We start from the raw sequence: 26005 nt of genomic DNA on the forward strand, positions 1-26005 counted from the left end.
AACCTAACGCAGATCGGACCCCGTGTCGTCAGCCGCTCCGGCCGGCCTCGAGAAGGACGGGGACCTGGTCGCCCCCGCGCTGGTCGATCGCGGCCGCCTCGTTCGGCCGCACGGGCGCGCCGCGGGGCTGGGCGTCGATCACCTCGGCGGAGCGCCACTCACCGGGCGCGTAGACCGCCAGGGTCTGGTGCGGCTTCATCGACCATCCGGTGGCCACGTACAGGTGACCCTCCTCGACGAAGATCGTGGATGCGGTGGGGTGCTGATCGACCCGCTGGATGCTGACGGCCGTTCCTCCGACGCCCGTGACCTGGACTGCCATGCGAACTCCTTGCCACGACTTCCCCCTCGCGACGCGGCTCGACCCAGTGACGTGTGGGACCTCCACCCGGCCATTCTGTCTAGTCCAGAGGTCTAGATGTGCCGTTTCGAGGAAATTTCCCCGCCCTCGGTCACGGCGCTCAGCCGGCCGCGCGGCCGAAGACCTGCGCGACGTACCAGTGACCGGAGTCGCTCCTGCGGGCGCCGATCCCCATCAGCCGGAAGCGCGGGTCGAGGATGTTGGCCCGGTGTCCCGGCGAGTGCATCCAGCCGTCGTTCACGACCGACCTGCCGGTGGGGTAGCCGTAGGCGACGTTCTCCCCGGCGGCGGAGAGCCCGCAGGCGCGCAGCACCGGTCCGAGGTCCTGGTGGGACATCCGGTCGCGCCGCGCCTGCTTGCGGGCCTGCTTGACCGCGAACCGCTGCACGCAGTCCTGCTTGTGCAGCTCCGCGCGATCGTGGCGGACCCGCTGGTGGTTGGTCGCGGCGTACGCCTGGCCTTGGTACCTCGCCTCGGGGGTGGCCGCCCGGGCGGGCACGAGCCAGAGCGCTCCGGCGGTAGCTGCGACCGCGAGCAGGGCCGGGGTGGTCCGTCGTACTGAGGGCATGGTGTCCTCCGATTCCGGATCGATTCCATGGGCTAGACCGTCGGGCCTTGTCTCACCGTAACCACCGGTCGGAGTCCCAGCCGCCACTACTGTCCCGGCCATGGTCCCCCGCCACTTCGTCGTCTCCGTTCCCGTCGTCCTGGCACTCGGCCTGGGGGTGACGAGCGCCTCCGCACAGCAGCCCGCGCCCGTCACCGCCGCACCGGTCACCTCCTCGCGCGCCCCCCTCCCGGCCGATCACCCCGGCGACCTGGTGGCCGGCTCCGTGATCAGCGACGGGCAGATCTACGACCTGGTCCGCGACGGCGACCGGCTCTACGCCGTCGGCGGCTTCCAGACCATCGGGCGCTACTCCGGCGCCGGCGGCGTGGTCGACGGCACCACCGGCGCGGCCGTGGCCGGCCCGGTGCTCGGCGACGGCCAGGTCTCGGTCTCGGTGAGCGACGGTGCCGGCGGCTGGTACGTCGGCGGCGACTTCACCTCGATCGACGGCCAGGCGACCGGCGGGCTCGCGCACGTGCTCGCCGACCACACCCTCGACCCGGCCTTCCTGCCGGTGACCAACGGCCTCGTCAGCGCCCTCGCCCTGCAGGGCACGACGCTCTACGTCGGCGGCGACTTCGGCAAGGTCGGTGGCGAGACCCGCAAGCACCTCGCCGCGATCTCCACCGTCGACGGGTCGCTGCTGTCCCTCAACGCCCCGCAGGCCGAGCGGGTGACCGAGATCGCGGTGTCGCCGACCGCCCTCTACGTCGGCAGCGACCGCGTGGTGGCCCTCGACCCCGTCACCGGCGCCGCGATCTCGACATTCACCTCCCCCGCGCACGACCCCGGCGGCGTGCACGCCCTCACCCTCGGCGGCGGCCACCTCTACGTCGGCACCGACCGCCTGGTCGCGCTCGACCCGACGACCGGCGCCGTCGACCCGACCTTCGACCCGCCGAGCAGCCCGCAGGACTACCGCTCCTTCCACGCGCTGCTCTGGACGGACTCGGTCCTCTACGCCGGCTCCGACCGCGCCGCGCGCCTCATGGCCCTCGACCCGGGCACCGGCGCGCCGGTGCCGGACTTCGCCCCGCTGCTGGGCGGCCAGGACTCGACGTTCGGCGCCCCCGGCGGTGTCTACGACCTCGCCCTGGACGGCAACCGGCTGTGGGTGGGCGGCAGCTTCACCTCGGCCGGCGGCGAGCCGGCCCGCGACCTGGCGGTCCTCGACGCGGCGACCGGCGATCGCATCGAGACCGACCTCCCGGCGTACAACCAGCAGGTCAACGCGGTCGAGCTGTCCGGCGGCGACGTCTACGTCGGCGGCACGTTCTACATGACCGACTGGGTCCGCTCCGACAGCGTCGCTGTCCTCGACGCCGACACCCTCGAGCCGGACCCCGCCTTCCAGGTGAAGCGCTACGCGTACGGCGACCCGATCCTCAGCCCGTCGGCGCTCTACCTGGCCCCGAACCACTACCAGGGCTTCGACAAGCGGGAGGGCAGCCCGCACCTCTACTACCCCTACACGTCGCGGATCCGGGCCTTCGACCCCGACACCGGCGCCGCGCTCCCCGCCCTGACCCGGTCGGTCAAGAACCTGACCGGACTCACCACGATCGACGACAGGCTGTACGTCGCCCGCCGGCTCGAGAGCGACGTGAAGTTCCCCCGCAACCGGGTCGACGTCTACAACGCGGCCGGCCACCGGGTGGACACCTTCCTGCTGCCGCTGCGGGGCTACGTCACCACCCTCACCACGGTCGACGGCGACCTGGTCGCGGCCGGCAGCTTCAAGCGCAGCACCCGGGCCGGCTTCCCGCGCAACACGGCGATCATCCGGCTCGACCCGGCCACCGGCGTACGGCGCCCGGGGTTCGACCCGCACATCAACGGACCCGTCTACGACGTCGTGGCCCAGGACGGCTCGCTCTTCGCCTCCGGCCTCTTCAAGCAGGTCCTCGAGCTCGCCGACTCCGAGCGGCCCGGGCTGACGAAGCTGTCCGCCGCCTCCCACCAGGACGGCACCTTCGACCCCGCCCCCTTCGGCGGCAACCGGGTGCTGCTCCGCCTCCACGTCGCCGGCGACCTGCTCTTCGTCGACGGCGGCCCGCAGCGCCTCCTCGACGCCGCCACCGGAGAGCGGGTGGCGCCGCTCGGCGGCCCCGGCACCTACGCTTCCGCGGTCGTCACCGCCCCCGGGGGCGGCTACTCCTACGCGGCCGGCCTCTCCCCCAACCTCGGCGGCAGCACCTACCGCCCGATCGGCTACATCTCCCCGGCCGGACGCTGACCCGCTCTACCAGTCATTCGAACATGTGTTCTAGTCTGCACCGATGGGTGCGGCGGGCGGACGGGAGCGAGCCACCGCGCTCCCGCGCCCGGTCTGGATCGACTCCACCGGCATGTGGAACCACAACGGCGGCCGGCCTCCCAGCGTCGGCATCCTGCTGGAGTGGCGGAGCTCGTCCCACGCCCGCGGGCAGCCGGGCTGGGAGGGCCTGGTGGTCTGGGCGAACAGCTTCAGCGAGCGCGGCTGGTCGAGCGGGACGACCTGGATGCGAGCGGCCTGCATCCGGCCGATGACGGTCGCGGACTGGAAGGTCCCCTAGGCCTCATCGCTCGGCCACCACGGCGCTTCCGGTGGCCCCGGTCGAGGCTACCTCCGGAAGTCCGGGGACGGTCAGGGCTCCTCCAGTCTGAACAAGTCAGCAATCGGGACCCGCAGAGCACCGGCAAGCCTCACGAGGACGTCGAGCGTCGGATTGCGGCCGCCAGTCTCTATTGTCGCCAGAGGTAGGCCGCGAGGAGATCGACATCGAGCCCAGCAACCTGTCCCAGCAGCTCGCGGTCCTGCGGCGTACGTCGATGGTGGTCTCGCACCGCAGCGGCGGGGAGGTCGTCTACTCCGTCAGCGTGCCCGAGGTGCGCGACCTGCTGCTGGCCGCCCGCACCATCCTCGCGGGGCTGATCGCGGTCCAGGGCGAGCTGGAGTCGGAGCTCGCTGCGTCCCACCGTCCCTGATGCGGGTCCGTCGCGTCACCGAGCTGCTCCCCCGCGCCGCCGACTGGCGCCAGGCCCGGCTCGGCGCCGACCTGACGGCCGGCCTCATGGTCGGCCTGGTTGCCCTCCCCTTGGCGCTCGGCTTCGGCGCGAGCTCCGGGCTCGGTGCGGGCGCAGGGCTCGTCACCACGCGCGTGCGGACTCTCCCGCCGGGGTGCCACGTCGAGCGCATGGCGAGTCACTCGGTCTTGTACTCGGGAAGGGGTGGCCTGGTGTGGTAGTCGCTGGCCTCGCTCACCCACCAGGCCCGCTCGGTCGACAACCCGGTCGGTGGATCCAGGGTGCCCGCGCAGATCGAGGTGCGCTGCATGTCCTCGGACTGCCAGAACAGCGACGACCCGCACCGCCGGCAGAAGGCATAGCCGGCGTCCGGGGCGGGGTGGAACCAGCGCAGGTTGCCGCCCTCGTCCTCGACGACGAGAGCGGAGGCATCCGTCGCCGTGGCGGCCATGTGGTGGCCGGTGAACCGCCGGCACCGGTGGCAGTGACAGTTGTAGACGTCGCGGAGCTCACCGAGGACCGAGAACCGGATCGCACCGCACAGGCACTGGCCCTTAGCCCGTGGCGTGGCTGAGGTCACACAGGAGGGTAGGCCGGAGGGATCGCGCCGTGTCAAGCCGGTCGCTGGGGCGCCTCACGGGCTACCGCTCGGCCACCACGACCGCCGACCCGATCGCGCCGATGGTGGCGATCTCGGGCGAGCCGGGGACGGTGAGGGGCAGGTCGAGCGGCGCGGTGAGATGGACGCTCACGCTCGAGGTGCGCGGGTCGATGGCGACCGTGAAGGAGAGACCGGGGTAGTCCGCATAGGCGCCCGTAGCTGCGAGGTAGTCGCGCACCGACGCGCGCACGGCGTCGGCGGTGAGGTCGAGCCGGTCCCGAGGGACGCCGCCCGTGTAGACCTCGCGGCCGGTCGCGCCCAGGTCGGCGCCGCGCAGGGCCGCGCCGTCGGCGACGGTGTCGAGGCCCTGCCGCTGGAGGTAGGCCGCCGAGACGTCGACGACCATCGCGACCGCCATCGCCAGCACGAACGCGAAGCCGACGATCAGGATCGTCGCCTGGCCGCACTCGCTCCGCTCAGGGCGCCGCACGGTCGATCTCCTGGAACTGGCCGATCGGCACTGTGTGGGTGGCGTCGAGCGCGAAGCTCGGGGCGTTGCCGCCCAGGAACGTCGGGAGCAGCGGCAGGTCGACGCTCGAGGTGACGACGATGGTGATGACCGACGTGCCGCTGTGGCAGTCGTGGGGGTACGGCGTACAGGTGATCCGCACGCGGAGCGGCACACCGTGGACACCCTGGTCCGCGAGTGCCTGCGCGGCCGCCGCCTCGGCGCGCTGCCTGCCCACGGCGTCGGTGGGTGCCAGCGCGTAGGCGCGACCGGCCGCGCGGGCGGCTCCACTGACGGCGAAGGCGCCGCGCTGCACCTCGAAGACCGAGAGGATGATCCACAGCATCGGGATCAGCAGCAGGATCCCGAGCCAGGTCAGCTCGACCAGCGCGCTGCCCTGCTCGTCGCAGCGCCGGCTCACGGCCGCTGCTCCTCGACGGCGTGGCCGGTGACGGTCAGCTCGATGGCCGGGCCGCCGATGCCGAGCGCCGGCACCGACGCGTGGACGACCACCTCGACGCCCGGCGCCCCGTCGACGACCGCGGGGTGCGCGTCGACGTCCTGCGCGAAGCGCCCGGAGACGGCCCCGTCGATCTGGCTGCGGGTGCGGGCCGCACCGTCGGCAGGGCTGCGGTCGAGGGTGGCGCCGTATCTCGCGCCCTCCGAGGCAGCCGACGCCAACGTGTTGCGCACGAGCAGCACCAGCGCGACCTGGAGGATGCCGAGGAAGACCGGCACCAGGACGAGCAGGACCAGCACGAAGTCCACCACCGCGGACCCGCGCTCGCCCCGTCGCCGGAGGACCCGCATCGGCGCTACTTCACCTGGTTGAGGGCGGAGGTCAGCATCGACTGCAGCTGCGGGGCGGCGACCGCGGTGATCGCGGCGACCAGGCCAGCCGTCATGACCGTGATCATGACCCAGCCGGGCACGTCCCCGCGCTCGTCACGCCGCCGCGGCGCGAGCAGCACGAGGCAGATCCTCGTCATCGCGAGCGAGATGTGTTCCATGGTGTCTTCCGTTCTTCCGAGGGGTTACGTCGTCGTCAGGTGGAGGCCGATCACACCGGGCCAGAAGGCGAACAGGACGGTGATGGGCAGCACGAGGAACACGACCGGCACCATCATGAAGACCTCCTTGCGGGCGGCGGTCTCGATCAGCTCGCGGCGTCCGGCCTCGCGGACGTCGGCGGCCTGGGCGTGCAGCACGTCGGACAGCGGGGTGCCCCGCTCGACCGCGACCGCGATGCCCTGCGCGAAGCGGGCGACCAGCGGCAGCCCGGTCACCGAGGCCAGGCGGTCGAAGGCGGTGCCGACGGGTTCGCCGGTGCGGATGTCGGCGAGCACCCGGCCCAGCTCGGCGGACAGCTCGCCGCCGCTGCGCCGTACGACGCGGTCGAGGGCGGCGACCGGGCTCTCGCCCGCGGCGACCGCCAGCGCGAGCAGCTCGGCCACGGTCGGGAACTCCGCGAGGATCCGACGCTCGCGGGAGCGGACCTGGCTGGTGAGCCAGGTGTCGCGGGCGAGCACGCCGACCACGACGGCGATCGCGCAGACGAGCAGCGAGCTCAGCGCGGAGCCGGGGGCGGTGAGCATCCGCAGCACGCCGTACGCCGCGGCGACGGCGAAGCCGACGAGTCCCCAGAGCACCTGCTCGACGCGGAACTCGTGGACGGTCTTGTCGATGTTCGCCCGCTCGAGCCGCCGGCGGACCGAGGTCGCACCGCCGAGCACCCGCTCCACGGTGTCGGCGGCCGACCGGATCAGCGGTCCGAAGACCCCGGCCGCGGCCGAGGTCGGCGAGGACGAGGCGACGCGCAGCGTCGGCGTGCGGCCGACCTGCGGCAGGTCACGGACGTAGGGCAGCACCCGCAACGCGAGCTGGGGCCGACGGATCACCCGGATCCGGGCGGCGACGAGGAGCAGCCCGGCGGCGAGGACCGCCCCGAGCGTCGCGCCCCACGTCACCGGCGTCACGACAGGATCCGCCGCTCGGTGGGGAGGCGTCCGATCCGCATCATCAGCCGGTAGGCGACGACGCACGCGACGGCGCCGAGGGCGAGCACCAGGACCCCGCCCGGCGATGCGTAGCGCCGGATGACGTCGGACTGGAAGGACATGAACAGCAGCACCAGCCAGGGCGACGCCACGGCGAGCCGGGCGCCGTTGACGGTCCACGACTGGCGCGCCTCCATCTCGGAGCGGGTGCGGGCGTCGTCGCGCAGGTACGACGAGAGGTTGCGCAGCAGCCGACCGAGCTCGCCGCCGCCGACCTCACGGGCGATCCGGAGTCCCTCGATGACGCGGTCGCCGACCGGATCCGCGAGCCGGTCCTTGAGCCGGTCGAGGCTCTCCCCGAAGCGGCCGGTGACCTGGTAGTCGAGGGCGAACCGGTCGAACGCCTCACGCAGCGGTTCCGGCCCGCGGGAGCCGAGCGCAGCAAGGGCGTCGGGCAGCGACATCCCCGCGCGGACCGCCGACGTCAGGTTGTCGACCGCCTCCGGCCAGACCTCGGCCAGCTCGCGCTGACGGCGGCGCGCGCGGCCCGACACGACGGCGACCGGCAGGTACGCGCCCATCAGTCCGAAGGCGACCGCCACCGGCGGCGTGCCCGAGACGACCTGCAGCACCAGCGTGCTGACGAGCCCGCACACCAGGCAGAGGACGGCGAAGCCGGTGACCGACACCTGGCCGAGGCCCGCGCGGGCGAGCAGGTCGGCGGCCCGGCCCGTCGTACGCACCTCGTCGCGGGAGCGTCGCGGCAACGCGAACGCGCTCCAGACCAGCATCAGTCCGATGCCGACCCCGAGCCCGACGAGCGCACCCATCACGACGCTCCGGCGATGACCCGGTGGATATCGATCCCGACGCGCTCGTAGCGCTCGGGGTGGGGCGGCATCCCGCCGGTACGGCGTAGCTCGCCGCCGCGTCGCTCGAAGACCGGCTCGGTCTCGATGATGTCGTTCTCGACCCGGCCCGCGACCCCGACGATCTCGTTGACCCGGCGTACACCGGTCTCGTCGATGCCGAGGTGGACGACCAGGTCGACCGAGGCCGCGACGGTCGGCACGACGAAGCGCGCGGAGATGTTCTCCCCGGCCAGCAGCGGCAGCGTGCACATCTTGACCAGCGCCTCGCGGGCGCTGTTGGCGTGGATGGTGCACATGCCGGGCAGGCCGGCGTTCAGCGCGAGCAGCAGGTCGAGGCACTCCTCGGCGCGGACCTCGCCGACGATGATCCGGCTCGGGCGCATGCGAAGGCTCTCCTTGACCAGGTCGCGCAGCCGGATCTCGCCGGTGCCCTCGAGCCCGGACTGACGGGTCTGCAGCGGCACCCAGTCGGGGTGCGGGAACCGCAGCTCGAAGACCTCCTCCGCGGAGACCACCCGGTCGCCACCGGGAATGGCGGCGGCGAGGCAGTTGAGCATGGTGGTCTTGCCGGCCTGCGTGCCGCCGGCCACCAGGATGTTGAGCCCCGCCCGGACCGAGGCCTCGAGGAACGCGGCGGCCGGCGGGGTCAGGCTGCCGAGCTCGACCAGGTCGCGCAGCCGCGCGGCCCGGAGGACGAACTTCCGGATGTTCACCGCGGAGAAGCCCCGACTGATCCCCTCGAGGACGACGTGCAGCCGGTGCCCTTCCGGGAGCATGGCATCGACGAACGGCTGGCTGATGTCGATGCGCCGGCCGCTGGACTTCAGCATCCGCTCGACCAGCTCCTGCACCTGGGCGGTGGTCAGCACGAGGTTGGTCAGCTCGTGGCGGCCGTGGCGCGCGATGAAGACCCGGCTCGGGTCGTTGATCCAGACCTCTTCCACGGCGGGGTCGTCGAGGAAGGGCTGCAGCGGCCCGAAGCCGGAGACCCGGGCCACCAGCTCGCCGACCATCGCGTCGACGTCGGGCACCGGCGCGACCGCGCCGGTCAGGCTGCGGTCGTCGTGCTCACGGACCACGCTCTCGGCGATCCGCCGCACCAGCGCGGCGTCGCGCTGCGGGTCGACACCCTCGCGGCGCACGATCTCGCGCACCTGCTGGTCGAGCTCCTCGACCAGCTCCTCGTGCGCGTTCGCCGTACGGCGTGCCGCTGCGTGTGCGGCGGGCTGGGTCAGTGACATGGGGTCCCCCGAGTGGATTCCTTGCCGCTCAGTCTTGCCGTCGCCCCCCGGCCCCAAACCGGCCGCTCGCCACCTGTGGGTAAAGACCGGTGAACCTGGTCTCCACGATCATCGGCACCGTCGTTCACGAGGTCCGCGGGTGGCAGCACCGCCCCGAGACGGTATGGGTGTCTGGTCGCGGCGCCGTCGTTGCAGAAGCCCTCGGGATCGAGTGAAGACCGACGCCACGAGGACCTGCCTCGCCCGAATCCATTGCATTCATCATAGTGATTGTGGTCTCATGAGCCGACGAGATGGTCGTACGAGAGGAACAGGAAATGGCAACGTCCTTTGGCCCTGAGCCGCAGGAGATCGGCGATGACGAGCCGGTCGCCACCGAGACAGCGGGCGGCAGCCCAGATGGAGTCGCCCCCGGCTACCTGCTGCGAGACGGCGAGGGGCCCGCATGGTGGTTCGGTGGCGGGCTGCTGACGATGAAGGCGCGGCAACGCGACACCGACGGCAAGTTCGCGATGATCGAGTTCGCCGGCCCGCGCGGCATGTCAGCACCTGGTCACACCCACCCGCGCGAGGCCGAGGCCTTCTGGGTGCTCGACGGCGAGCTCTCCGTCGGCGTCGGTGACGCAGTCCACCACGAGGTGGGCCCCGGCTCGTTCTTCTACGCTCCGGTCGACACGGTTCACGAGTGGATCATCACGTCCACCACCGCCAAGTTCCTGTGCCTGGTGCTGCCGGGGGGATTCGAGCGCTTCTTCGAAGAGCTGTCTGAGCCTGCCGCTGCCTTCGCCCTGCCCTACACGAAGCACTTCGAGCCGGGCATGGAGGACTTCATGCGGGCTGGCGAGCCGTTCGACTGGAAGCCGGCCGACGGGCCCCTCGGCGCTCCGGTCTACCGGCCGCAGACCGTCGGACGCCTCGCAACCGACAGCTGAACGTCGCTAGGCCCGGGTCGACCACCGGCGCCGACCGTTTGATCGTCGGAAGCGGCGGTGGCGGCCTACGCCTGCACAGACCACACCCACACGAGAACGAAGGAGGTTGCGTGAGCAACCCAGCGGCCGCTGACCTGGAACAGGGCAGCTTCATCGACGTCAACGGGGTTCGCACCCACTACCACGAGGCGGGGCAAGGTCGCACCCTCGTCCTCATCCACGGCTCGGGCCCGGGCGTCTCGGCCTGGTCGAACTGGAGGCAGATCATCCCCGATCTCGCCGAGCGCTATCACGTCGTCGCCTACGACCAGGTCGGCTTCAACGGCACGCAGGGAGAACCCGGCGCGGGCTACGGCCGGGAGACCTGGACCCGCCACGGGCTCGACTTCCTGGACGCGCTCGGCATCGAGGACTTCGACGTCGCCGGAAACTCGATGGGCGGCGCCGTCGCACTGTCCATGGCTGTCGCCGCACCCCAGCGGGTCGGTCGCCTCGTCCTGATGGGTGCCATGGGCGTGCCCGCAACCATTCCGCCGGGACTGGACGAGCTGTGGGCCTACACCCCCAGCCACGACAACATGCGTCGGTCGATCGAGCTGCTCGCCCACGACCAGAGCGTCAACACTCCCGAGCTGGTCGAACTGCGCTACCGGGCCAGCACCGCGCCCGGCATCGACGAGGCGTGGCAGCGCATGTTCCCGGCGCCGCGCCAGCGCTGGTGGGACGACCTGGCGCTCTCGTACGAGGAGCTGGCGACCATCGCACAGCCGACTCTGCTGGTGCACGGACGCGACGACAAGGTGATTCCGTTCGCCGAGACGTCCCTGCGGCTCCTCGATCTTCTGCGCGACGTACGCCTCGTCGGCTTCGGCGACGCCGGGCATTGGGTGCAGATCGAACGCCGCGCCGAGTTCCTGGCACAGGTCACCAGCTTCCTGGAGGCTTCAGCGCCGGCGGCGTGATGCCGCCGGCCTCCACACCACGCGGACGGGAGGCCACTCCAGCTGACAGGAGTGGCCTCCCGTCCTATCGCCGGGGGCGGCCGGAACACCCGGACGGCCCGTCCAACCGGCGCACCACGACGGCGATAGCTCAGCAGCTGGGCAGGGTGGTGCTGAGCGGCTGGTGCGCCTCGGCTGCAGCGACCACCCGCCGCTCGTCACGGCTGGCGATCGCCTCGACCAGGTCGACGTGCAGCCGCCAGTTCTCGCGCCACACGGCGCGGAAGTGCTCGTCGGGCTCGACGTCGCGAACGCCGCCGCGAGCCGTGTCGAGCAGCGAGATGTAGATCGTCCGCAGCAGCCGATTCGCGGACAGCTCGGCGATCGCTTCGTGCAGTGCCCAGTTCCTGCTGAGGTAGCTGGTCGGGTCATCCTCGCACTCCCCCATCTGCGCCACCATCTTGCGCAACCGCTTGAGGTCAGCGGCCGAAGCGGTTCGGCTGGCATGCAGAGCGATCGGCGCTTCGAGAGCATCCCGGATCTCGAGGCTGTCGGCCACCGACAGCGCGTTCTTGCCGAGGCCGAGGATCAGATGGCTGAGCCGAATGTGGGCCGGCGGCGCCGCGACGAAGATGCCACCCTGAGGGCCCGGCTTGGCGTTGACCAGGCCGCGACTCTCCAGCAGCCGCACCGCCTCGTTGAGGGTGCCGACCGCGACGCCGTACTCCTCCCGAAGCTCGGTCTTCGTCCCGAGCCGCTGGCCCGCGACGAACGATCCTTCGATGATGCGTTCGCTCAGGTTCTCCGCGACCAACTCCGCGCGAGACACCCGGGCGCCGGCAATGGGGGGGCCATGGACCTTCGTTTCGATCGCCACAACGGAAACAATAATGACCAATACGCGGAATGCCAGGAACCCGACTGCTAGCCAGGCTCGTCGAGGAGCGCGATCGCCTCTCGAGCCCAGTCGATGCGAACCTGCGCCTGACGCACCTGGCCATCGAAGACGTGCGCCTTCAGCCGGGAGATCCGCGCATGCTCGGAGCGCGGTCGGTGCGCGAGACGCTCCCGCAACAGCGGTGTGTCCCCCACGGCGAGCGCGTCGCGCTGGGTCGTCCACTCATCGCAGAGCCTGATCTGGGTCTCGATGAAGTCCTCCAGCACGGCCCGCGCGGCCTCGGCCGGGACGGAGTCGAAGTAGAGCGCCTGGAGGGCGAACGCATCGCGGACCGGCGGGCTGTCGTGCGAGGTCGCAACCCAACCGAGCAACAGGCCGCGGCCCGCATCAGTCAGCGAGAACACCTTGCTGTCGAGGCCGTTCTTGCCCTCCTCGCGCCGAGCCTCGATCAAACCCTCGGACTCCAGCCCCTTCAGCGCGCTGTAGATCTGGCTCTGCGGGGCCGACCAGACCCAGTTCTGCGAGCTCGCGAAGAACCTCGAGAGCGCGTAGCCGTTCATCGGCCGCGCCGCGAGGACGCCCAGGAGCGCGTGCTTGAGGGACACATCTCGGAGTCTAGGACCTAGTACTCCTCTAGTGCAGTACTCCTATTTAGGCGTACTCTGCGACGTGCGCTCCGTCACGTGGGCGTACGACGAGAGGCGGTCCATCCATGGCACATCGAGATCGGTTGGTCCAAGCGGGCGCAGCGCTGGCCCGGCACGGGCTGGTCAGCGCGTTCGGCCACGTCTCGATCCGCGACGGAGCGGACACGTTCGTCATCACGCCACCGACGGCGCTGGACGCCTTCACCGCCGATGAGGTGCAGTCGGTGGGTCTGGGCGTGACCGAACTCCCGAGCGGGACTCCCAAGGAAGCCTGGATCCACCACGAGATCTATCGCCGGCGGCCCGATGTGCGCGCCATCTGCCGCAGCCAGCCGCCGGTCGCAACCGCGCTGGCGTCGGCCGGCGTGGCGGTCCGACCGATACACGGACAGGGCTCGTTCTTGGGTGCCGAGGTCTCGGTCCACCCCGACTCCCGGCTGGTCCGCGACCAGGCCGCCGGAACCGCCCTCGCCGAGACCCTGGGCGAGTCTGCCAGCGTGATCATGCGCGGCAACGGCGCCGTCACCGTCGGCTCGGACGTCGAGTCGGCCGTCGCACTGATGTGGGTGCTCGAGGCCAGCGCGCAGCTCAACGCAACCGCCGCCTCTGTCGGCACCCCCGAGCCGCTTTCGCTCGCGGAACAGGAGGCGTGGCGCTCGGTCGCGCCCGAGTTGTTGGCACGTATCTGGCTGCACGTCAGCCGAGAGGAGAACTGACCATGATCGAACTCAAGGACATCGCGTACGTGCGCTCGGGCACTGCGGACATGAAGACTGCGGTGGACTTCGCCACCAACATCGTCGGCATGGAGCTGGTCGCCGAGGAGAGCGGTACGTCGTACCTGCGCGTGGACCATCGGCACCACTGCCTGTCGTTCACCGAGGGTCGTGCCGGGATCCTCAGCTCGGGCTTCACCCTCGCCGACCTCGACGCGCTCAGCGAGGCCGAGAGCGAACTCGAGCGGGCGGGCCTGACCGTCAAGCGTGGGAGCAAGGAGGGCGCACTCAAGCGCTACGTCACGGACTACATTGCCTTCGACGACCCGTTCGGCAACCGCATCGACCTCGTCGTGGGACAGACGACATCGACGACCCCGGTGAAGTTCAACCGACCAGCCGGCATCACCGAGTTCGGCCACATCTGCCTCGACGCACCCGACGTCAACGAGGCCGGCGAGTTCTGGACCGGCACGTTCAACGCTCGTGTGTCGGACTGGATCCGCGACATGGCCTGCCTCATGCGGATCGACCCCGTGCACCACAAGCTGGCCGTCTTCCGCGGCGACCAGCCCGGCCTGTGCCACATCAACTTCCAGGTGGAGTCCATCGATGACGTCATGCGCAGCTGGCACTTCCTGGTCGAGAACGGCGTCGAGATCGAGCAAGGGCCGGGCCGGCACCCGCAGTCGACGGCAGTCTTCCTCTACTTCAAGGGTCCCGAGGGCCTCACCTACGAGTACTCGTACGGCGTCCGCCGGATCGAGGACGACTCGGCCTGGACCCCGCGCTGGTTCGACCCGGAGCAGCCCGGCGCCATCGACATGTGGCTCGGCCCCAAGGCTCGGGTCAGCACGCAATACCAGCTGTCGGTCGAGGACAACCCCTGGGACTGACGACGCGCACCCCGGGACTGCTTCCTGTCGGGCCGCGAGTGGGAGGCGTTGCGAGTCGCCCCGTTCGCGGCCGGTGAGGGCCTCCGCCCGGCGAGCAGGGAGCGCCGGGTAGGGCGCCGGTGGGTGAGCGTTTCCTTGGCTTATTCAGATCCAACATGAAGACATTCGCAAGTCATGTAGTCTTCATGGCGTTGCCGTCGTCGAGGAGGAGCCACTGGTGGGCGTGCCGCTGTACCAAGCCAAGGCCGAGTTCTTCAAGACGCTGGCCCACCCGGCCCGCATCCGGATCCTCGAGCTCCTCTCCGAGCGCGACCACGCGGTCCACGAGCTGCTGGAGGAGATCGACATCGAGCCCAGCAACCTGTCCCAGCAGCTCGCGGTCCTGCGGCGTACGTCGATGGTGGTCTCGCACCGCAGCGGCGGGGAGGTCGTCTACTCCGTCAGCGTGCCCGAGGTGCGCGACCTGCTGCTGGCCGCCCGCACCATCCTCGCGGGGCTGATCGCGGTCCAGGGCGAGCTGGAGTCGGAGCTCGCTCCGTCCCACCGTCCCTGATGCGGGTCCGTCGCGTCACCGAGCTGCTCCCCCGCGCCGCCGACTGGCGCCAGGCCCGGGTCGGCGCCGACCTGACGGCCGGCCTCATGGTCGGCCTGGTCGCCCTCCCCTTGGCGCTCGGCTTCGGCGCGAGCTCCGGGCTCGGTGCGGGCGCGGGGCTGGTCACCGCGATCGTGGCGGGGGTCGTGGCCGCCGTCTTCGGCGGCAGCCGCTTCCAGGTCAGCGGCCCGACCGGCGCGATGACGGTCGTCCTGGTCCCGATCGTCGCGACCCACGGTCCCGACGGCGTGCTCGTCGTCGGCCTGCTCGCCGGACTCCTGTTGGTCGGCCTCGGCGTCGCCGGCGCGGGCCGGTTCATCCGCTACGTCCCGATCTCCGTCGTCGAGGGCTTCACCGTGGGGATCGCCGCGATCATCGCCCTCCAGCAGGTGCCGTCGGCCCTCGGCGTCCGGGTCGAGGGCACGCAGGTGCTCGGCCAGGCCGGCCACGCGGTGGTCGCGTGGGTCGAACAGCCCACCGGGGCATCGATCGGCATCGCGGCGGCCGTCGCCGTGGCGGTGCTGGGCATGGCCCGGCTGCGGCCGGGCCTGCCGTGGTCGCTGATCGCCGTCGTCGCCGCCACGGTCGCCAACTCGGTGGCCGGGCTCGGCGCCACGTCGATCGGGCACATCCCGTCGGGCCTGCCCGCACCGTCGCTGCCCACCGTGCCGGTCACCGACCTCGGCGGGCTGCTGCTCCCGGCCGTCGCAGTGGCCGGCCTCGCGGCGCTCGAGAGCCTGCTCTCAGCCACCGTGGCCGACGGGATGAGCGTGGGCGGCCGTCACGACTCCGACCGCGAGCTGGTCGGCCAGGGCCTGGCGAACGTCGCCGCACCGCTCTTCGGCGGGATCCCCGCCACGGCGGCCATCGCGCGTACGGCGGTCAACGTGCGCTCCGGCGCGGTGTCGCGGCTGGCCGCGGTCACCCACGCCCTCGTGCTGCTCCTCATCGTCCTGGTCGCGGCCCGGTGGGTCGGAGAGATCCCGAGGGCAGCGCTGGCCGGGGTCCTGATCGCGACGGCGGTCCAGATGGTGCGGGTCTCGAGCCTGATGGCCCTCGCCCGCGCCACCCGCGGCGACGCGGCCGTCGTGGTGGTCACCGCGGTCGCCACCGTCGTGGTCGACCTGGTCACCGCTGTCGTCGTCGGGCTGGTGGTCGCGGGCTTCCTCGCGCTGCGCCAGACCGCCCTGTCGGCCCGCCTCGACGAGGTGCCCCTCGACGACACCGACCACGCCGACGAGGAGCGCTCCCTGCTCGACCAGCACATCGTGGCCTTCCGCATCGACGGTCCGCTCTTCTTCGCCGCCGCCCACGACTTCCTCCTCGAGCTCGCCGAGGTCAGCGACGTCCGCGTCGTCGTGCTGCGCATGTCGCGGGTGTCGACCATCGACGCGACCGGCGCCTCCGTCCTCGCCGACACCATCACCCGGCTCGAGGACCGCGGCATCGCCGTCCTGCTCTCCGGCCTGCGCCCCGACCACGAGCGCATCCTGCGCGGGCTCGGCGTCCACCACCGGCTCACGCACGAGCGTCATCTCTTCGCCACGACACCCGAGGCCATCGCCCACGCCCGGCTGCACGCCGCGCGGGTGACGCACACGCCGGACGACGAGACGGTGCGAGCAGCCGAGGACCCGGCGGACCAGGAGCGGCGACGCGGACGTCGAGCAGCTGGCCCGGACGCCTGAGGGTGGCGGCTCACTCCAGCGCTGCGCCGAGCTCGACGAACGCGATGGTCTGCGGGCCTTCCGGTAGCACGCACACCCGCGCGTCGGGACCGGCCGCGGCCAGCTCGTCTCGCACGGCCGCTGCGATGTCGGGCACGAGGTGCAGGTGCGCCTGCGCGAGCTCGGGTGCGGAGAGGTGGGTGGTGTGCACGCCGACCCGCGCGCGCAACAACGTGCGTGCCAGCACCTGCACCTGCCACTGGTCGGGCTCGGTTCGCGTGCGGCGCGCGATCTGCGCCAGGAGCTCGATCGGAGAGGCTGCGGCCGCGAGCTCCGCGCGGAAGGAGCCGTGGTCGGGGAACCCGTCGACGCACTCGGCAGCGCAGATGATCAGGCCGCCCGGTTTGACGATGGTGGCTGCGGCGGAGATCCCCTTCACAGCCTGGTAGAGGTTCTGATCGAGCGGGTAGCCGGAGTTGCTGGTGACGACGACGTCGTACAGACCGTCCACCGGCCGCATGGCGGTGTGCCGCACCAGCGCCCGCGCAGCCTCGTGCATGGCCAGCACGTCGCCGCCGAACGCAGCGACGATCTGTTGACCAGCGTTCAGCACGACGTCGAAGCCGAAGTCCACCCCGGTCGCGGCAGCGATGGCGCGCACGTCGTCGTGCACGGGGTTGCCCTCGCAGACCGCCCACGTGGCCGCTTCGCTGCCGATACGGGCCGCATCGTGCAGCGTGAGCACGGTCTCCAGCCCGGCCAGGCCCGGCGCCACCAGCTTCGGGCCGCCGCTGAAGCCGGCGAAGAAGTGGGGTTCGACGAAGCCGGTCGTGATCCGGACGTCGGCCTCCACCCAGTGCCGGTTGAGCCAGACCGGCACGTCGGCACCGTGCGTGCCACACCACGTCAGCATCTGCGGGTCGCGACAGTCGTGGTTGATCACGCGCACGGAGTCGACGATGTGGTCGCCGAGCATGGCGCGCAGCTCGGCGTCGGTGTTGCCGCGATGGGTCCCGGTGGCCACCAGCAGCACGACGTCCTGACGGGCGACGATGCCGTCGAGCTCGTCGAGCAGGGCCTGGATCATCGCCTCGCGAGGCTGCGGACGGGTGCCGTCGCACAGCGACACCGCCACCCGTGCCCCGGCGGGCACCGCCTCGCGCAGTGGTGGACCCGCGACGGGACTGCGCAAGGCCGTTCGCAGCACAGCCGACGGGTCGGCCGCGGCCGGGGCGTGCACCGGCCTGACCACGGTCGTGCGTTCGGTGGGCAGCTCGACGTCCAGCCCCGTCCGACCGTAGGCCAGCTGCACGGACGTCTGCGACGACGTCATCGTCCCTCCTGCCCGGCAGCCGTGAAGGCTGCCCACCCCAGGTACCACCGGCGCGCCGTGCCACCCAGCACCGCCCGGCGCTCGTCCGGGTCCAGTCGATCGAGCAGTCCCTGCAGCGTGGCCTGCACCGCGGCGTAGTCGGCCGCGAGCAGGCACACCGGCCAGTCGGAGCCGGCCATCACCCGGCCCGGGCCGAAGCAGTCGACCACGTGGTCGATGACGGGGTCGAGCTGTTCCTGCGTCCACGTGTCCCATGCGGCCTCGGTGACCAGACCGGAGAGCTTCACCGCGACGTTGGGCAGCCCGGCCAGCGCCGTGATGTCCCGGCGCCACGCCGACAGGTCGCCGCCGGCGATCGGCGGCTTCCCGGCGTGGTCGAGCACGAAGCTGGTCTCCGGCACGGCCCGAACCGTCTCGGTGACCAGCGGCAACTGCTCCGGGGAGACGACCAGGTCGAAGACGAGTGCTCGGTCGGCGAGCCGGCGCAGACCGGCGCGGACGTCCGTGCGCGCCAGCCATCGTGTGTCCGGCTCCACCTGCAGCTGGTGGCGAAGCCCGACGAGACGGTGCCCGCCCGGCGACGCGACCAGGCGGTCGAGCTGGACGAGCAGGTCGGGTGCCCGCACGTCGGCCCAGCCGACCACGCCGGCGATCACCGTCTCGGACGCAGCCAGGACCAGCAGGTCGAGGGTCTCCCCCGTGGTGTCGCCCGCCTGCACCACGATCGCGCTGCCGACGCCGTGCGCCCCCAGCACGGCACGCAGCTCCTCGACGCAGAACGAGCGGCGCAGCACGGGCCAGGGCCGCGTCCACGGTTGCGGGTGCGCGTCCAGATCCCAGAGGTGCAGGTGTGCGTCGACCACCGTCATCATCGGCCCCCTAGCTGCGACTGACCGATTCCGTCACGAGCGGGGTCGCAGACGCAGACCCGACATGCCCCCATCGACGGCGATGGACGTGCCGGTCGTCGAGCCGGCCCGTGGCGAGGCGAGGTACAGGACTGCGTGCGCCACCTCCGCGGCGCTCACGAGCCGCCCGTGCGGCTGACGCGCCTCCAGCGCTGCCCGCTCGGCCGCCGGGTCGTCGGTGCTCCGGAGCAGCCGGCCGACCCAGGGCGTGTCGACGGTGCCCGGGTCGACGGCGTTCACGCGGATGCCGTCCGCCACCCCGTCCGCGGCCATCGCACGGGTCAGCGAGGCCACGGCGCCCTTGCTGGCCGAGTACGCCGCACGCTGCGGCAGGCCCGCGGTCGCCGCGATGGACGCGGTGTTGATCACCGCTGCGGCCGTGGACTGCCGCAGGTACGGCCAGGCGGCACGCGAGACGCGCGCGGTGCCGATGACGTTGACGTCGAGGACCGATCGCCACTGCTCGTCCGTCGCATCCTCGATGGTTCCCTGCGCGCCGATCCCCGCGTTGTTCACCAAGATGTCGAGTCCGCCCAGCTGTCGGGCCGCGTCGGTGACCGCGGCGTCGACGGCGGCACTGTCGGTGACGTCCGCGACCACCGCGCCGACACCCACGGGCAGCGCCCCACTCTCCGGCGCCTCCCGGTCGAGCACCACCACCGACGCGCCGTTCTCGGCGAACAGGATGGCGATCTCGAGGCCGATGCCCGACGACCCGCCGGTCACGAGGGCGCGGAGCCCGCTCAGCTCAGCCATGTCAGGCCTGCCCCACGAGCTGGCGCTGACGGCCGAGCCCGTCGATCTCGAGCTCGACCACGTCGGCCGGGCGCAGGTAGGGCTGTCCCGGCCGACCCATCGCGACGCCGGCCGGCGTACCCGTGTTGATCACGTCACCGGGATAGAGGGTCATGAACTGGCTGACGTACCAGACGACGTGGTCCACACCGAAGATCATGTTCTTGGTGTTGCCGTCCTGGCGAAGCTCGCCGTTGACCCACAGTCGGAGCGCGAGGTCCTGCGGATCGGTGAGCTCGTCGGTCGTGCAGATCCACGGTCCGAACGGGTTGAAGGTCTCGCAGTTCTTGCCCTTGTCCCACTGACCACCACGCTCGATCTGGAACTCCCGCTCAGAGACGTCGTGGCTGATCGCATACCCGGCCACGTGCCGCAGCGCGTCAGCCGGCGAGTCCAGGTAACGGGTCGTGCGGCCGATGACGACCGCGAGCTCGACCTCGTAGTCGGTCTTGACCGAACGACGGGGCACCAGGACCTCGTCGTCCGGGCCCACGACGGTGTCCGGTGCCTTCATGAAGATCACGGGCTCGTCCGGTGGCGTCGCGCCAGTCTCCTCGGCGTGATCGCGATAGTTCAGCCCGATGCAGACGATCTTGCCGATCCCCGACAACGGCGCCGCATACGCTACCGGCGCCTGCGTGGGTGGCAACGTCTGGTTGTCGATGGCGGTCCGGATGTCTGCCTGCGAGTCGAGCGCAATGACGGTCGCGTCGATGTCGGGCGCGATCGGAGTCAGGTCGTACCAGTGCCCGTCGGCCTCGATGACCGGAGTGACCCCGGCCGCGGTGCGGCTTCGTGCGAATTTCATGTCGTCCTCTATCTCGGTCGATCAGGTTCGGTCAGGGTGGCTGGGCGGCTCGTCGTCGGCGTCGGCGTCGGATCGGATCCACACCCCCATGGTCGAGGGCTGCCTGTTGTCCCAGAGGAAGTACGGGACCGTCGTGAGCGGCATCGAGGGCGTGTCCGCCGCCACGCTCACGAACTCACCCAGCGTGGCGTCGCTCGCCGGCTCGGTTCTCAGCTCGACATCCTCGGGGAGGTGGAGCCGCTCGACCGGGTCGCCGTTGTCGACGCCCTCCACGCAGTGCACGATCGGGCCCCGAAGGATGGCGACCCTGCCCGCCGCTGCCACGACCCGGGGGTGGGCCCTCTCGCGCCGCGGCGTCAGCGGGAGGTCGACGACGACGCGGTCGCCCGCCGCCCACCGGCGGGTGATCCGCAGGAACCCGCGTCGCAGTCTCGCCTCGGAGCGGTACTCCTCTCCGTTGACCGAGACGCTCGCGCCGTCGGCCCAGGCCGGAATCCTCACGGACAGGGTCCATTCCGCCGGGCGGTCCGGTTCGACCTCGATCTGGACCCGGCCCGACCACGGGTAGGAGCCGGACTGCCTCACGACGGTGGGGACACCGCCCAGGACGACGCTCAGCTCGCTGCCGACGAACAGGTTGACTCGCAGCTCGGCGTCCTTGGCGGTGTACACGTACCTGCCGAGCGAGGTGAGCAGTCGGGCGAGGTTGGGCGGGCAGCAGGACACCCCGAACCACGGCTGACGGTGCACGGTGCCGTCGCTGGCGAGGGGGTTCTCGTAGAAGAACTCCGTGCCTCGCATGGACATGCCGCTGAGCACTCCGTTGTAGAGCGCACGTTCCGCCACGTCGATGTACGCGCCGTCCTCGTCGATGTCGGCTATCCGGAACGCCCAGAGGAAGAGCCCGATCGAGGCGCAGGTCTCGTTGTAGGCGGTCTCGTTGGGGAGGTCGTAGTCCTCGGTCCAGCCTTCGTTGACCCGGGAGGACCCGACTGCCCCGGTGACGTACATGCGACGTTCGACGACGCTGGACCACAGTCGACGCACCGCTGCGAGGAGGGTCTGGTCCTCACGGAGTTGCGCGAGGTCGGTCATCGCCGAGTAGAGGTACATGGCGCGCACGCAGTGTCCTACCGCGGTCGCCTGCTCACGAACGGGCAGGTGCGTCTGCTGGTATTCGCGGAAGACCCGCAGTGCCGCCGGATCGCTGTCTCTCCCGGGGAACTCAGCTCCGAAGTAGCCGGGCGTCCCGCGGCGAGCCGCCTCTTCGGCGAAGAAGTAGGGCTCCTGACCGCGCTGATCCACGAAGTAGGCGGCTGCGTCGAGGTAGCGCTGATCGTCCGTGCACTCGTACAGCCTCACCAGCGCGAGCTCGATCTCGGGGTGCCCGTCGTAGCCGGACACCTGGTCGGGGCCGACTCCGAACGTCTCGACGATCAGGTCGGCGTAGCGGCGCGCGATGTCGAGCAAGGCGCGCCCACCCGTCGCTTCATGATGAGCCACCGCGGCCTCGATGAGGTGACCCGCGCAGTAGAGCTCGTGGCCGTCGCGCAGATCGGTGAACCGCAGCTCGGGAGCGACGTTCGAGTAGTAGCTGTTGAGGTAGCCATCGGGCTGCTGTGCCGCCCCCAACAGATCGATCGCGGCGCCGACCCGCAGATCCAGCTCCGGGTCGTACGCCGTGGCCAGGCAGTAGCTCGCCGCCTCGATCCACTTCGCGACATCGCTGTCCCAGAAGATGTGTGGGACCGGCTGGTCCCCGGGCTTCCAGCGGAGGCGCAGGGCGTCGAGCCGTCCGGTGTCGACCAGGTTCTGGTACTGGTGCTCCAGCGTCGTGCGCCGGATCGTCTCGATCCGGCCGGCAAAGAAGCCGTCGGTCACCGTGACGCTGGCGAGCGGTACCCGCCGACGCGGAGTCATCCGAGGGACCGCGCGACGTGGCCCCTGGCCTCCGGGGAGGCGGCGACACCGTCGGACGACCCGCGCCAGTACGCGCCGTCGGGGTAGCTGTACGTGCCGATCGACTCGTCCCGCATGCGGATGCTGTAGCCGACGGCGGTCGGGGTCACGTACCGACCGCGCTGGATGACGACCGGGTCGACGAAGTGTTCGTGGAGATGGTCGACGAACTCGGTCATCCGGCCGGCCAGACTTCCGCTGATGCAGACGTAGTCGATGACCGACAGGTGCTGGACGTACTCGCACAGACCCACGCCACCCGCGTGCGGGCACACCGGAATACCGAACTTCGCCGCCATGAGCATGACCGGCACGATCTCGTTGATCGACGCCAGCCGGCAGCTGTCGATCTGGCAGAAGTCGATCGCCTCGGCCTGCAGGAGCTGCTTGAAGATGACCTTGTTCTCGGCGTGCTCGCCGGTGGCCACCCCCACCGGTGCGACGTGTCGCCGGATCTCACGGTGCCCCAGGACGTCGTCGGGGCTGGTCGGTTCCTCGATCCACAGCGGATCGAACGAGCGCAGCTCGTTCACCCAGGTGATCGCCTCGCGCACGCCCCACACCTGGTTGGCGTCGAGCATCAGCACGCGGTCCTGGCCAAGCGCCTCGCGGGCGATCGCGCAGCGCCGCCGGTCCTCGTCGAGCGACCGACCGACCTTCAGCTTGACGTGATCCCAGCCGTCGGCCACCGCCTCCTCGCACAGCCGCCGCAGCTTGTCGTCGTCGTAACCCAGCCACCCCGGCGAGGTCGTGTACGCCGGGTAGCCGTCGCGCAGCAGCTCGGCCACGCGCTCCTCCCGCGTGGGCGACAACGCGGTCAGCATGTCGATCGCCTCGTCCTGGGTCAGGACGTCCTCGAGGTAGCGGAAGTCGCACGCCGCCACGAGCTCCTCCGGCGTCATGTCGCAGATCAACCGCCAGACCGGCTTCCGCTCCCGGCGAGCGACCAGGTCCCACACCGCGTTCATCACCGCGGCCTTCGCCAGGTGGACGACGCCCTTGTCGGGGCCGAGCCACCGCAGCTGGCTGTCGACCAGGACCTCGCGGTAGATGGAGCCGAGGCGGCCCACCATGCCGTCGACCTCGAGCCCCACCAGGTTCTCCGCGAGGTACTCGGCGGCCGTGACGCACAGCTCGGTCCCGCGACCCAGCGTGAACGTGAGGCCGTACCCGCAGAGCTCGGGGTCGCCGGTGTGCAGCACGACGTAGGCGGCCGAGTAGTCGCCGTCGGGGTTCATGGCATCCGAACCGTCCAAGGTGGCCGACGTGGGGAATCGGATGTCGCGGACTTCCACGCGCTCGATGACAGGCAAGAGTGACTCCTCTAGGGGGCGGACTCGTCCGCGATGAGAGTGATGACCAGTTCGCGCGCGCCGGGGTTCACCTCGATGAGCGACCCCGGCGCCGTCGGACCCGTCGACACACCGGCGTCGGTGCCGCCGTCGACCTGGGCTGAACGTGTGTGACCGACCAGCAGCACCTGCCAGCGGTCCGGTGGCTCGGCGGTGGTGACCCGGATGGTCGTGCCGGCACGAGACGTCGTGAAGACCGTGCCGCGCGCTCCGTCGACGGTGCGGAGCACCGTCTCGATCTCAGCCCCGTCCGCGAGCTCGAAGACGGCGAGACGCACGCCGTCGGCGTAGTCGTAGTCGGGCCGGTCGTCGCGAGCGCCGAGCGGAAGCACCGTGTTCGGCCGGACGAGGAGCGGCAGGCTGTCGTAGCCGTGGGTCTCTTCGAACCACCCCGGCCCGACCACGCACCGGCCGCTGATCAGGTGGGTCCAGACGCCGGCCGGCGCGTAGTAGGTCACCCCACCTTCCGCGGAGAACACGGGAGCCACCAGCAAGGCGTCGCCGAGCATGTACTGGCGGTCGAGGTGGGTCACGGCCGGGTCGGACGGGAACTCCAGGACCATGGCCCGCATCACCGGCAGGCCGCGCTCGTGCGCCGTCGCCCCCAGCTGCGTCAGGTAGGGCATCAGCCGCAGCTTCAGCTTCGTGAACGACCGCAGCACGTCGACGGCTTCCTCGTCGTACTCCCACGGAACCCGGTAGGAGTCGCTCCCGTGCAGGCGGCTGTGGCTGGACAGCAACCCGAACGCGACCCACCGCTTGAACACGGCCGGGTCCGGAGTTCCCTCGAAGCCGCCGATGTCGTGGCTCCAGAAGCCGAAGCCCGACAGTCCCAGAGACAGGCCGCCACGGAGGCTCTCGGCCATGGAGCTGAACTGGGGGGTGCAGTCGCCGCCCCAGTGCACCGGGAACTGCTGCCCACCGGCGGTGGCCGACCTCGCGAACACCACCGCCGAGCCGCGACCCTTGGCCTCCTCGATCGTGGTGAAGACGGTCTTGTTGTAGAGGTAGGTGTAGTAGTTGTGCATCCGGTGCGGGTCCGAGCCGTCGGAGAAGACCGCGTCCACGGGGATCCGCTCGCCGAAGTCGGTCTTGAAGCCGTCGACACCCATGTCGAGCAGCCGCCGCAGCTTGCTCGAGAACCACTCGCGCGCGGCCTCGTTGGTGAAGTCGACGACCGCCATGCCGGGCTGCCACACGTCGGTCTGCCACACCTCGCCCTCGAGGTTCTTCACGAAGTAGCCGCGTTCGCGGCCCTCCTCGAACAACGCCGACCGCTGCGCCACGTAGGGGTTGATCCACACGGTGATCCGCAGCCCTCGCGCCTTGAGCCGGCTCAGCATCGCGGCCGGCTCCGGGAACGTCCGCGGGTCCCACTCGAAGTCGCACCAATGGAACTCGCGCATCCAGAAGCAGTCGAAATGCATCACGCTCATCGGGAGGTCTCGAGCGGACATCTCGTCGATGAAGCCGGTGACCGTCGCCTCGTCGTAGGAGGTGGTGAACGACGTGGACAGCCAGAGACCATAGGACCAGGCCGGTGGCAGGGCGGGGCGGCCGGTCAGTGCCGTGTACTTGTCCAGGATCTCGGCGGGCGTGGGTCCGTAGATCACGAAGTAGTCGAGTCGTTCACCTTCGACGCTGAACTGGACCCGTGACACGACCTCGGAGCCGACCTCGAAGGAGACGAGCTCGGGATGGTCGACGAAGACGCCGTAACCACGGTTGGTCAGGTAGAAGGGGATGTTCTTGTACGCCTGCTCGCTGCTGGTCCCGCCGTCCTCGTTCCAGATGTCGACGACCTGCCCGTTCTTCACCAACGGGCCGAAGCGCTCCCCCAGTCCGTAGACGTACTCGTCGGGCGCCAGGTCGAGCTGCTCCCTCACGTAGCGCTGCCCACCATCGGTCTCGACGTACGCGGCACCCTTGGCTCCGCTGGAGGACAGCACCCGGCCGCGGGCCGCATCGCGGAACTCGACTCCCCAGTCCTCACCGGGCCGGACCACGACCTCCAGGTTGCCGGAGCGCAGGGAGGCCGTGCCTGCGTCGTCGAGGGTGATGTCCGGGGCCGGCCCCGTCTCGGCGGCCAGCTCGAACCTCGGTGCAAGCGGGCTCCGAGCCTCGAAGTGCCGGAGACTGACGCGGATGACGTCGAGCATCGGGGAGGAGTACGTCGCCGTGAGGGTCGGCTGGTTGAGGGTGTCGCCACGCGTGGTCACCCGACGCGTGACACCGAAAACGGTGAGCGACTCACCGTCGGCTTCGACGTCGTGGACCTGGACCGGATAGACGATCTGCACGCCCGGGCGCGCATACCAGAATCCAGCAGTGAACTTCATGGCTGAGCAGTACCTGTCCGTCGATG

29 protein-coding genes are annotated in these 26005 nt (G+C 70.9%); 10 read left to right on the forward strand and 19 right to left on the reverse strand.

Features of this window, described 5'->3' with window-relative positions; translation table 11 throughout:
* Window positions 1-28 precede the first annotated feature (28 nt).
* Both PD653B2_RS11790 and PD653B2_RS11795 read right to left on the reverse strand, forming a co-directional pair.
* Window positions 29-322 carry a hypothetical protein gene (locus PD653B2_RS11790; protein WP_085872574.1) on the reverse strand — a complete coding sequence of 98 codons (294 nt, stop codon included), beginning with the start codon at window positions 320-322 and terminating at the stop codon, window positions 29-31.
* Between the two features lie 139 nt (window positions 323-461).
* Window positions 462-929 (reverse strand): CAP domain-containing protein, encoded by a 468-nt coding sequence (locus tag PD653B2_RS11795; RefSeq protein WP_085872575.1) that lies wholly within the window; start codon window positions 927-929, stop codon window positions 462-464.
* A gap of 100 nt (window positions 930-1029) precedes the next feature.
* Here PD653B2_RS11795 and PD653B2_RS11800 point away from each other — a divergent pair, with 100 nt between their 5' ends.
* From PD653B2_RS11800 to PD653B2_RS25345, 4 genes are all read left to right on the forward strand, one after another.
* Window positions 1030-3207, forward strand: coding sequence for a PQQ-binding-like beta-propeller repeat protein (locus tag PD653B2_RS11800; RefSeq protein ID WP_085872576.1), 2178 nt, complete (start codon window positions 1030-1032; stop codon window positions 3205-3207).
* A 43-nt stretch (window positions 3208-3250) separates the two neighbouring features.
* A complete protein-coding gene (locus PD653B2_RS11805) occupies window positions 3251-3526 on the forward strand; it encodes a hypothetical protein (RefSeq protein ID WP_085872577.1) in 276 nt (91 codons plus the stop codon).
* Window positions 3527-3698: 172 nt separating this feature from the next.
* The gene (locus PD653B2_RS25340; protein WP_085872578.1) at window positions 3699-3938 is read left to right on the forward strand and encodes a helix-turn-helix transcriptional regulator; all 240 of its coding nucleotides are present in this window, start codon (window positions 3699-3701) and stop codon (window positions 3936-3938) included.
* On the forward strand, window positions 3938-4198 hold the full coding sequence (locus PD653B2_RS25345; protein ID WP_085872579.1) for a hypothetical protein: 261 nt from the start codon (window positions 3938-3940) through the stop codon (window positions 4196-4198). The genes PD653B2_RS25340 and PD653B2_RS25345 overlap by 1 nt, the downstream gene beginning before the upstream one ends.
* Here PD653B2_RS25345 and PD653B2_RS11820 read toward each other — a convergent pair.
* From PD653B2_RS11820 to PD653B2_RS11855, 8 genes are all read right to left on the reverse strand, one after another.
* The gene (locus PD653B2_RS11820; RefSeq protein WP_085872580.1) at window positions 4156-4557 is read right to left on the reverse strand and encodes a GFA family protein; all 402 of its coding nucleotides are present in this window, start codon (window positions 4555-4557) and stop codon (window positions 4156-4158) included. The genes PD653B2_RS25345 and PD653B2_RS11820 overlap by 43 nt on opposite strands.
* A 61-nt stretch (window positions 4558-4618) precedes the next feature.
* Window positions 4619-5068 (reverse strand): Tad domain-containing protein, encoded by a 450-nt coding sequence (locus tag PD653B2_RS11825; RefSeq protein ID WP_085872581.1) that lies wholly within the window; start codon window positions 5066-5068, stop codon window positions 4619-4621.
* Window positions 5055-5507: a hypothetical protein gene (locus PD653B2_RS11830; protein ID WP_085872582.1), complete on the reverse strand. Its 453-nt coding sequence runs from the start codon at window positions 5505-5507 to the stop codon at window positions 5055-5057. The genes PD653B2_RS11825 and PD653B2_RS11830 overlap by 14 nt, the downstream gene beginning before the upstream one ends.
* Window positions 5504-5896: a TadE/TadG family type IV pilus assembly protein gene (locus PD653B2_RS11835; protein WP_085872583.1), complete on the reverse strand. Its 393-nt coding sequence runs from the start codon at window positions 5894-5896 to the stop codon at window positions 5504-5506. Before PD653B2_RS11835 ends, PD653B2_RS11830 begins: the two co-directional genes overlap by 4 nt.
* 5 nt (window positions 5897-5901) lie before the next feature.
* On the reverse strand, window positions 5902-6096 hold the full coding sequence (locus tag PD653B2_RS11840) for a hypothetical protein (protein ID WP_085872584.1): 195 nt from the start codon (window positions 6094-6096) through the stop codon (window positions 5902-5904).
* A gap of 24 nt (window positions 6097-6120) precedes the next feature.
* Window positions 6121-7062, reverse strand: a complete 942-nt coding sequence (locus PD653B2_RS11845) for a type II secretion system F family protein (protein ID WP_085872585.1) — start codon at window positions 7060-7062, stop codon at window positions 6121-6123.
* A complete protein-coding gene (locus PD653B2_RS11850; RefSeq protein ID WP_085872586.1) occupies window positions 7059-7913 on the reverse strand; it encodes a type II secretion system F family protein in 855 nt (284 codons plus the stop codon). Before PD653B2_RS11850 ends, PD653B2_RS11845 begins: the two co-directional genes overlap by 4 nt.
* Window positions 7913-9196, reverse strand: coding sequence for a CpaF family protein (locus tag PD653B2_RS11855; RefSeq protein WP_085872587.1), 1284 nt, complete (start codon window positions 9194-9196; stop codon window positions 7913-7915). Before PD653B2_RS11855 ends, PD653B2_RS11850 begins: the two co-directional genes overlap by 1 nt.
* 317 nt (window positions 9197-9513) lie before the next feature.
* On the opposite strand from PD653B2_RS11855, the gene PD653B2_RS11860 reads away from it, so the two are divergent.
* Both PD653B2_RS11860 and PD653B2_RS11865 read left to right on the forward strand, forming a co-directional pair.
* Window positions 9514-10128 carry a quercetin 2,3-dioxygenase gene (locus PD653B2_RS11860; protein WP_165763442.1) on the forward strand — a complete coding sequence of 205 codons (615 nt, stop codon included), beginning with the start codon at window positions 9514-9516 and terminating at the stop codon, window positions 10126-10128.
* A 110-nt stretch (window positions 10129-10238) separates the two neighbouring features.
* Complete coding sequence (locus tag PD653B2_RS11865; protein WP_085872589.1) at window positions 10239-11090, forward strand: alpha/beta fold hydrolase; 852 nt, start codon at window positions 10239-10241, stop codon at window positions 11088-11090.
* Window positions 11091-11220: 130 nt separating this feature from the next.
* Here PD653B2_RS11865 and PD653B2_RS11870 read toward each other — a convergent pair whose 3' ends face one another.
* Window positions 11221-11946 (reverse strand): FadR/GntR family transcriptional regulator, encoded by a 726-nt coding sequence (locus PD653B2_RS11870; RefSeq protein ID WP_165763443.1) that lies wholly within the window; start codon window positions 11944-11946, stop codon window positions 11221-11223.
* 47 nt (window positions 11947-11993) lie between these two features.
* Window positions 11994-12572 carry a PadR family transcriptional regulator gene (locus PD653B2_RS11875; RefSeq protein ID WP_207559360.1) on the reverse strand — a complete coding sequence of 193 codons (579 nt, stop codon included), beginning with the start codon at window positions 12570-12572 and terminating at the stop codon, window positions 11994-11996.
* Window positions 12573-12679: 107 nt separating this feature from the next.
* Between PD653B2_RS11875 and PD653B2_RS11880 the strand changes: the two genes are divergently transcribed.
* From PD653B2_RS11880 to PD653B2_RS11895, 4 genes are all read left to right on the forward strand, one after another.
* Complete coding sequence (locus PD653B2_RS11880) at window positions 12680-13330, forward strand: class II aldolase/adducin family protein (protein WP_085872591.1); 651 nt, start codon at window positions 12680-12682, stop codon at window positions 13328-13330.
* Between the two features lie 2 nt (window positions 13331-13332).
* Window positions 13333-14226, forward strand: coding sequence for a VOC family protein (locus PD653B2_RS11885; RefSeq protein ID WP_089503951.1), 894 nt, complete (start codon window positions 13333-13335; stop codon window positions 14224-14226).
* A 217-nt stretch (window positions 14227-14443) separates the two neighbouring features.
* Window positions 14444-14779 (forward strand): ArsR/SmtB family transcription factor, encoded by a 336-nt coding sequence (locus PD653B2_RS11890; RefSeq protein ID WP_085872592.1) that lies wholly within the window; start codon window positions 14444-14446, stop codon window positions 14777-14779.
* Window positions 14779-16506, forward strand: a complete 1728-nt coding sequence (locus PD653B2_RS11895) for a SulP family inorganic anion transporter (protein WP_085872593.1) — start codon at window positions 14779-14781, stop codon at window positions 16504-16506. Before PD653B2_RS11890 ends, PD653B2_RS11895 begins: the two co-directional genes overlap by 1 nt.
* Before the next feature lie 10 nt (window positions 16507-16516).
* Here the strand turns inward: PD653B2_RS11895 and larA are convergent, their stop codons facing one another.
* The 7 genes from larA to yicI form a co-directional block, all read right to left on the reverse strand.
* Window positions 16517-17818 carry a nickel-dependent lactate racemase gene (larA, locus tag PD653B2_RS11900; protein ID WP_085872594.1) on the reverse strand — a complete coding sequence of 434 codons (1302 nt, stop codon included), beginning with the start codon at window positions 17816-17818 and terminating at the stop codon, window positions 16517-16519.
* Window positions 17815-18687, reverse strand: coding sequence for an amidohydrolase family protein (locus tag PD653B2_RS11905; protein ID WP_085872649.1), 873 nt, complete (start codon window positions 18685-18687; stop codon window positions 17815-17817). Before PD653B2_RS11905 ends, larA begins: the two co-directional genes overlap by 4 nt.
* Before the next feature lie 33 nt (window positions 18688-18720).
* Entirely contained in the window at window positions 18721-19482 is a 762-nt protein-coding gene (locus tag PD653B2_RS11910; protein ID WP_085872595.1) for an SDR family NAD(P)-dependent oxidoreductase, read from the reverse strand.
* A 1-nt stretch (window position 19483) separates the two neighbouring features.
* Window positions 19484-20329 (reverse strand): fumarylacetoacetate hydrolase family protein, encoded by an 846-nt coding sequence (locus PD653B2_RS11915; protein ID WP_085872596.1) that lies wholly within the window; start codon window positions 20327-20329, stop codon window positions 19484-19486.
* A gap of 21 nt (window positions 20330-20350) precedes the next feature.
* The gene (locus PD653B2_RS11920; RefSeq protein ID WP_085872597.1) at window positions 20351-22249 is read right to left on the reverse strand and encodes a glycoside hydrolase family 127 protein; all 1899 of its coding nucleotides are present in this window, start codon (window positions 22247-22249) and stop codon (window positions 20351-20353) included.
* Window positions 22246-23526 carry an enolase C-terminal domain-like protein gene (locus PD653B2_RS11925; RefSeq protein WP_085872598.1) on the reverse strand — a complete coding sequence of 427 codons (1281 nt, stop codon included), beginning with the start codon at window positions 23524-23526 and terminating at the stop codon, window positions 22246-22248. Before PD653B2_RS11925 ends, PD653B2_RS11920 begins: the two co-directional genes overlap by 4 nt.
* 86 nt (window positions 23527-23612) lie before the next feature.
* Window positions 23613-25979, reverse strand: coding sequence for an alpha-xylosidase (yicI, locus tag PD653B2_RS11930; RefSeq protein ID WP_085872599.1), 2367 nt, complete (start codon window positions 25977-25979; stop codon window positions 23613-23615).
* Between the last annotated feature and the right edge of the window lie 26 nt (window positions 25980-26005).

The sequence above is a fragment of the Nocardioides sp. PD653-B2 genome, from assembly GCF_002117935.1.
In the GTDB taxonomy this organism is placed as follows: Bacteria; Actinomycetota; Actinomycetes; order Propionibacteriales; family Nocardioidaceae; genus Nocardioides.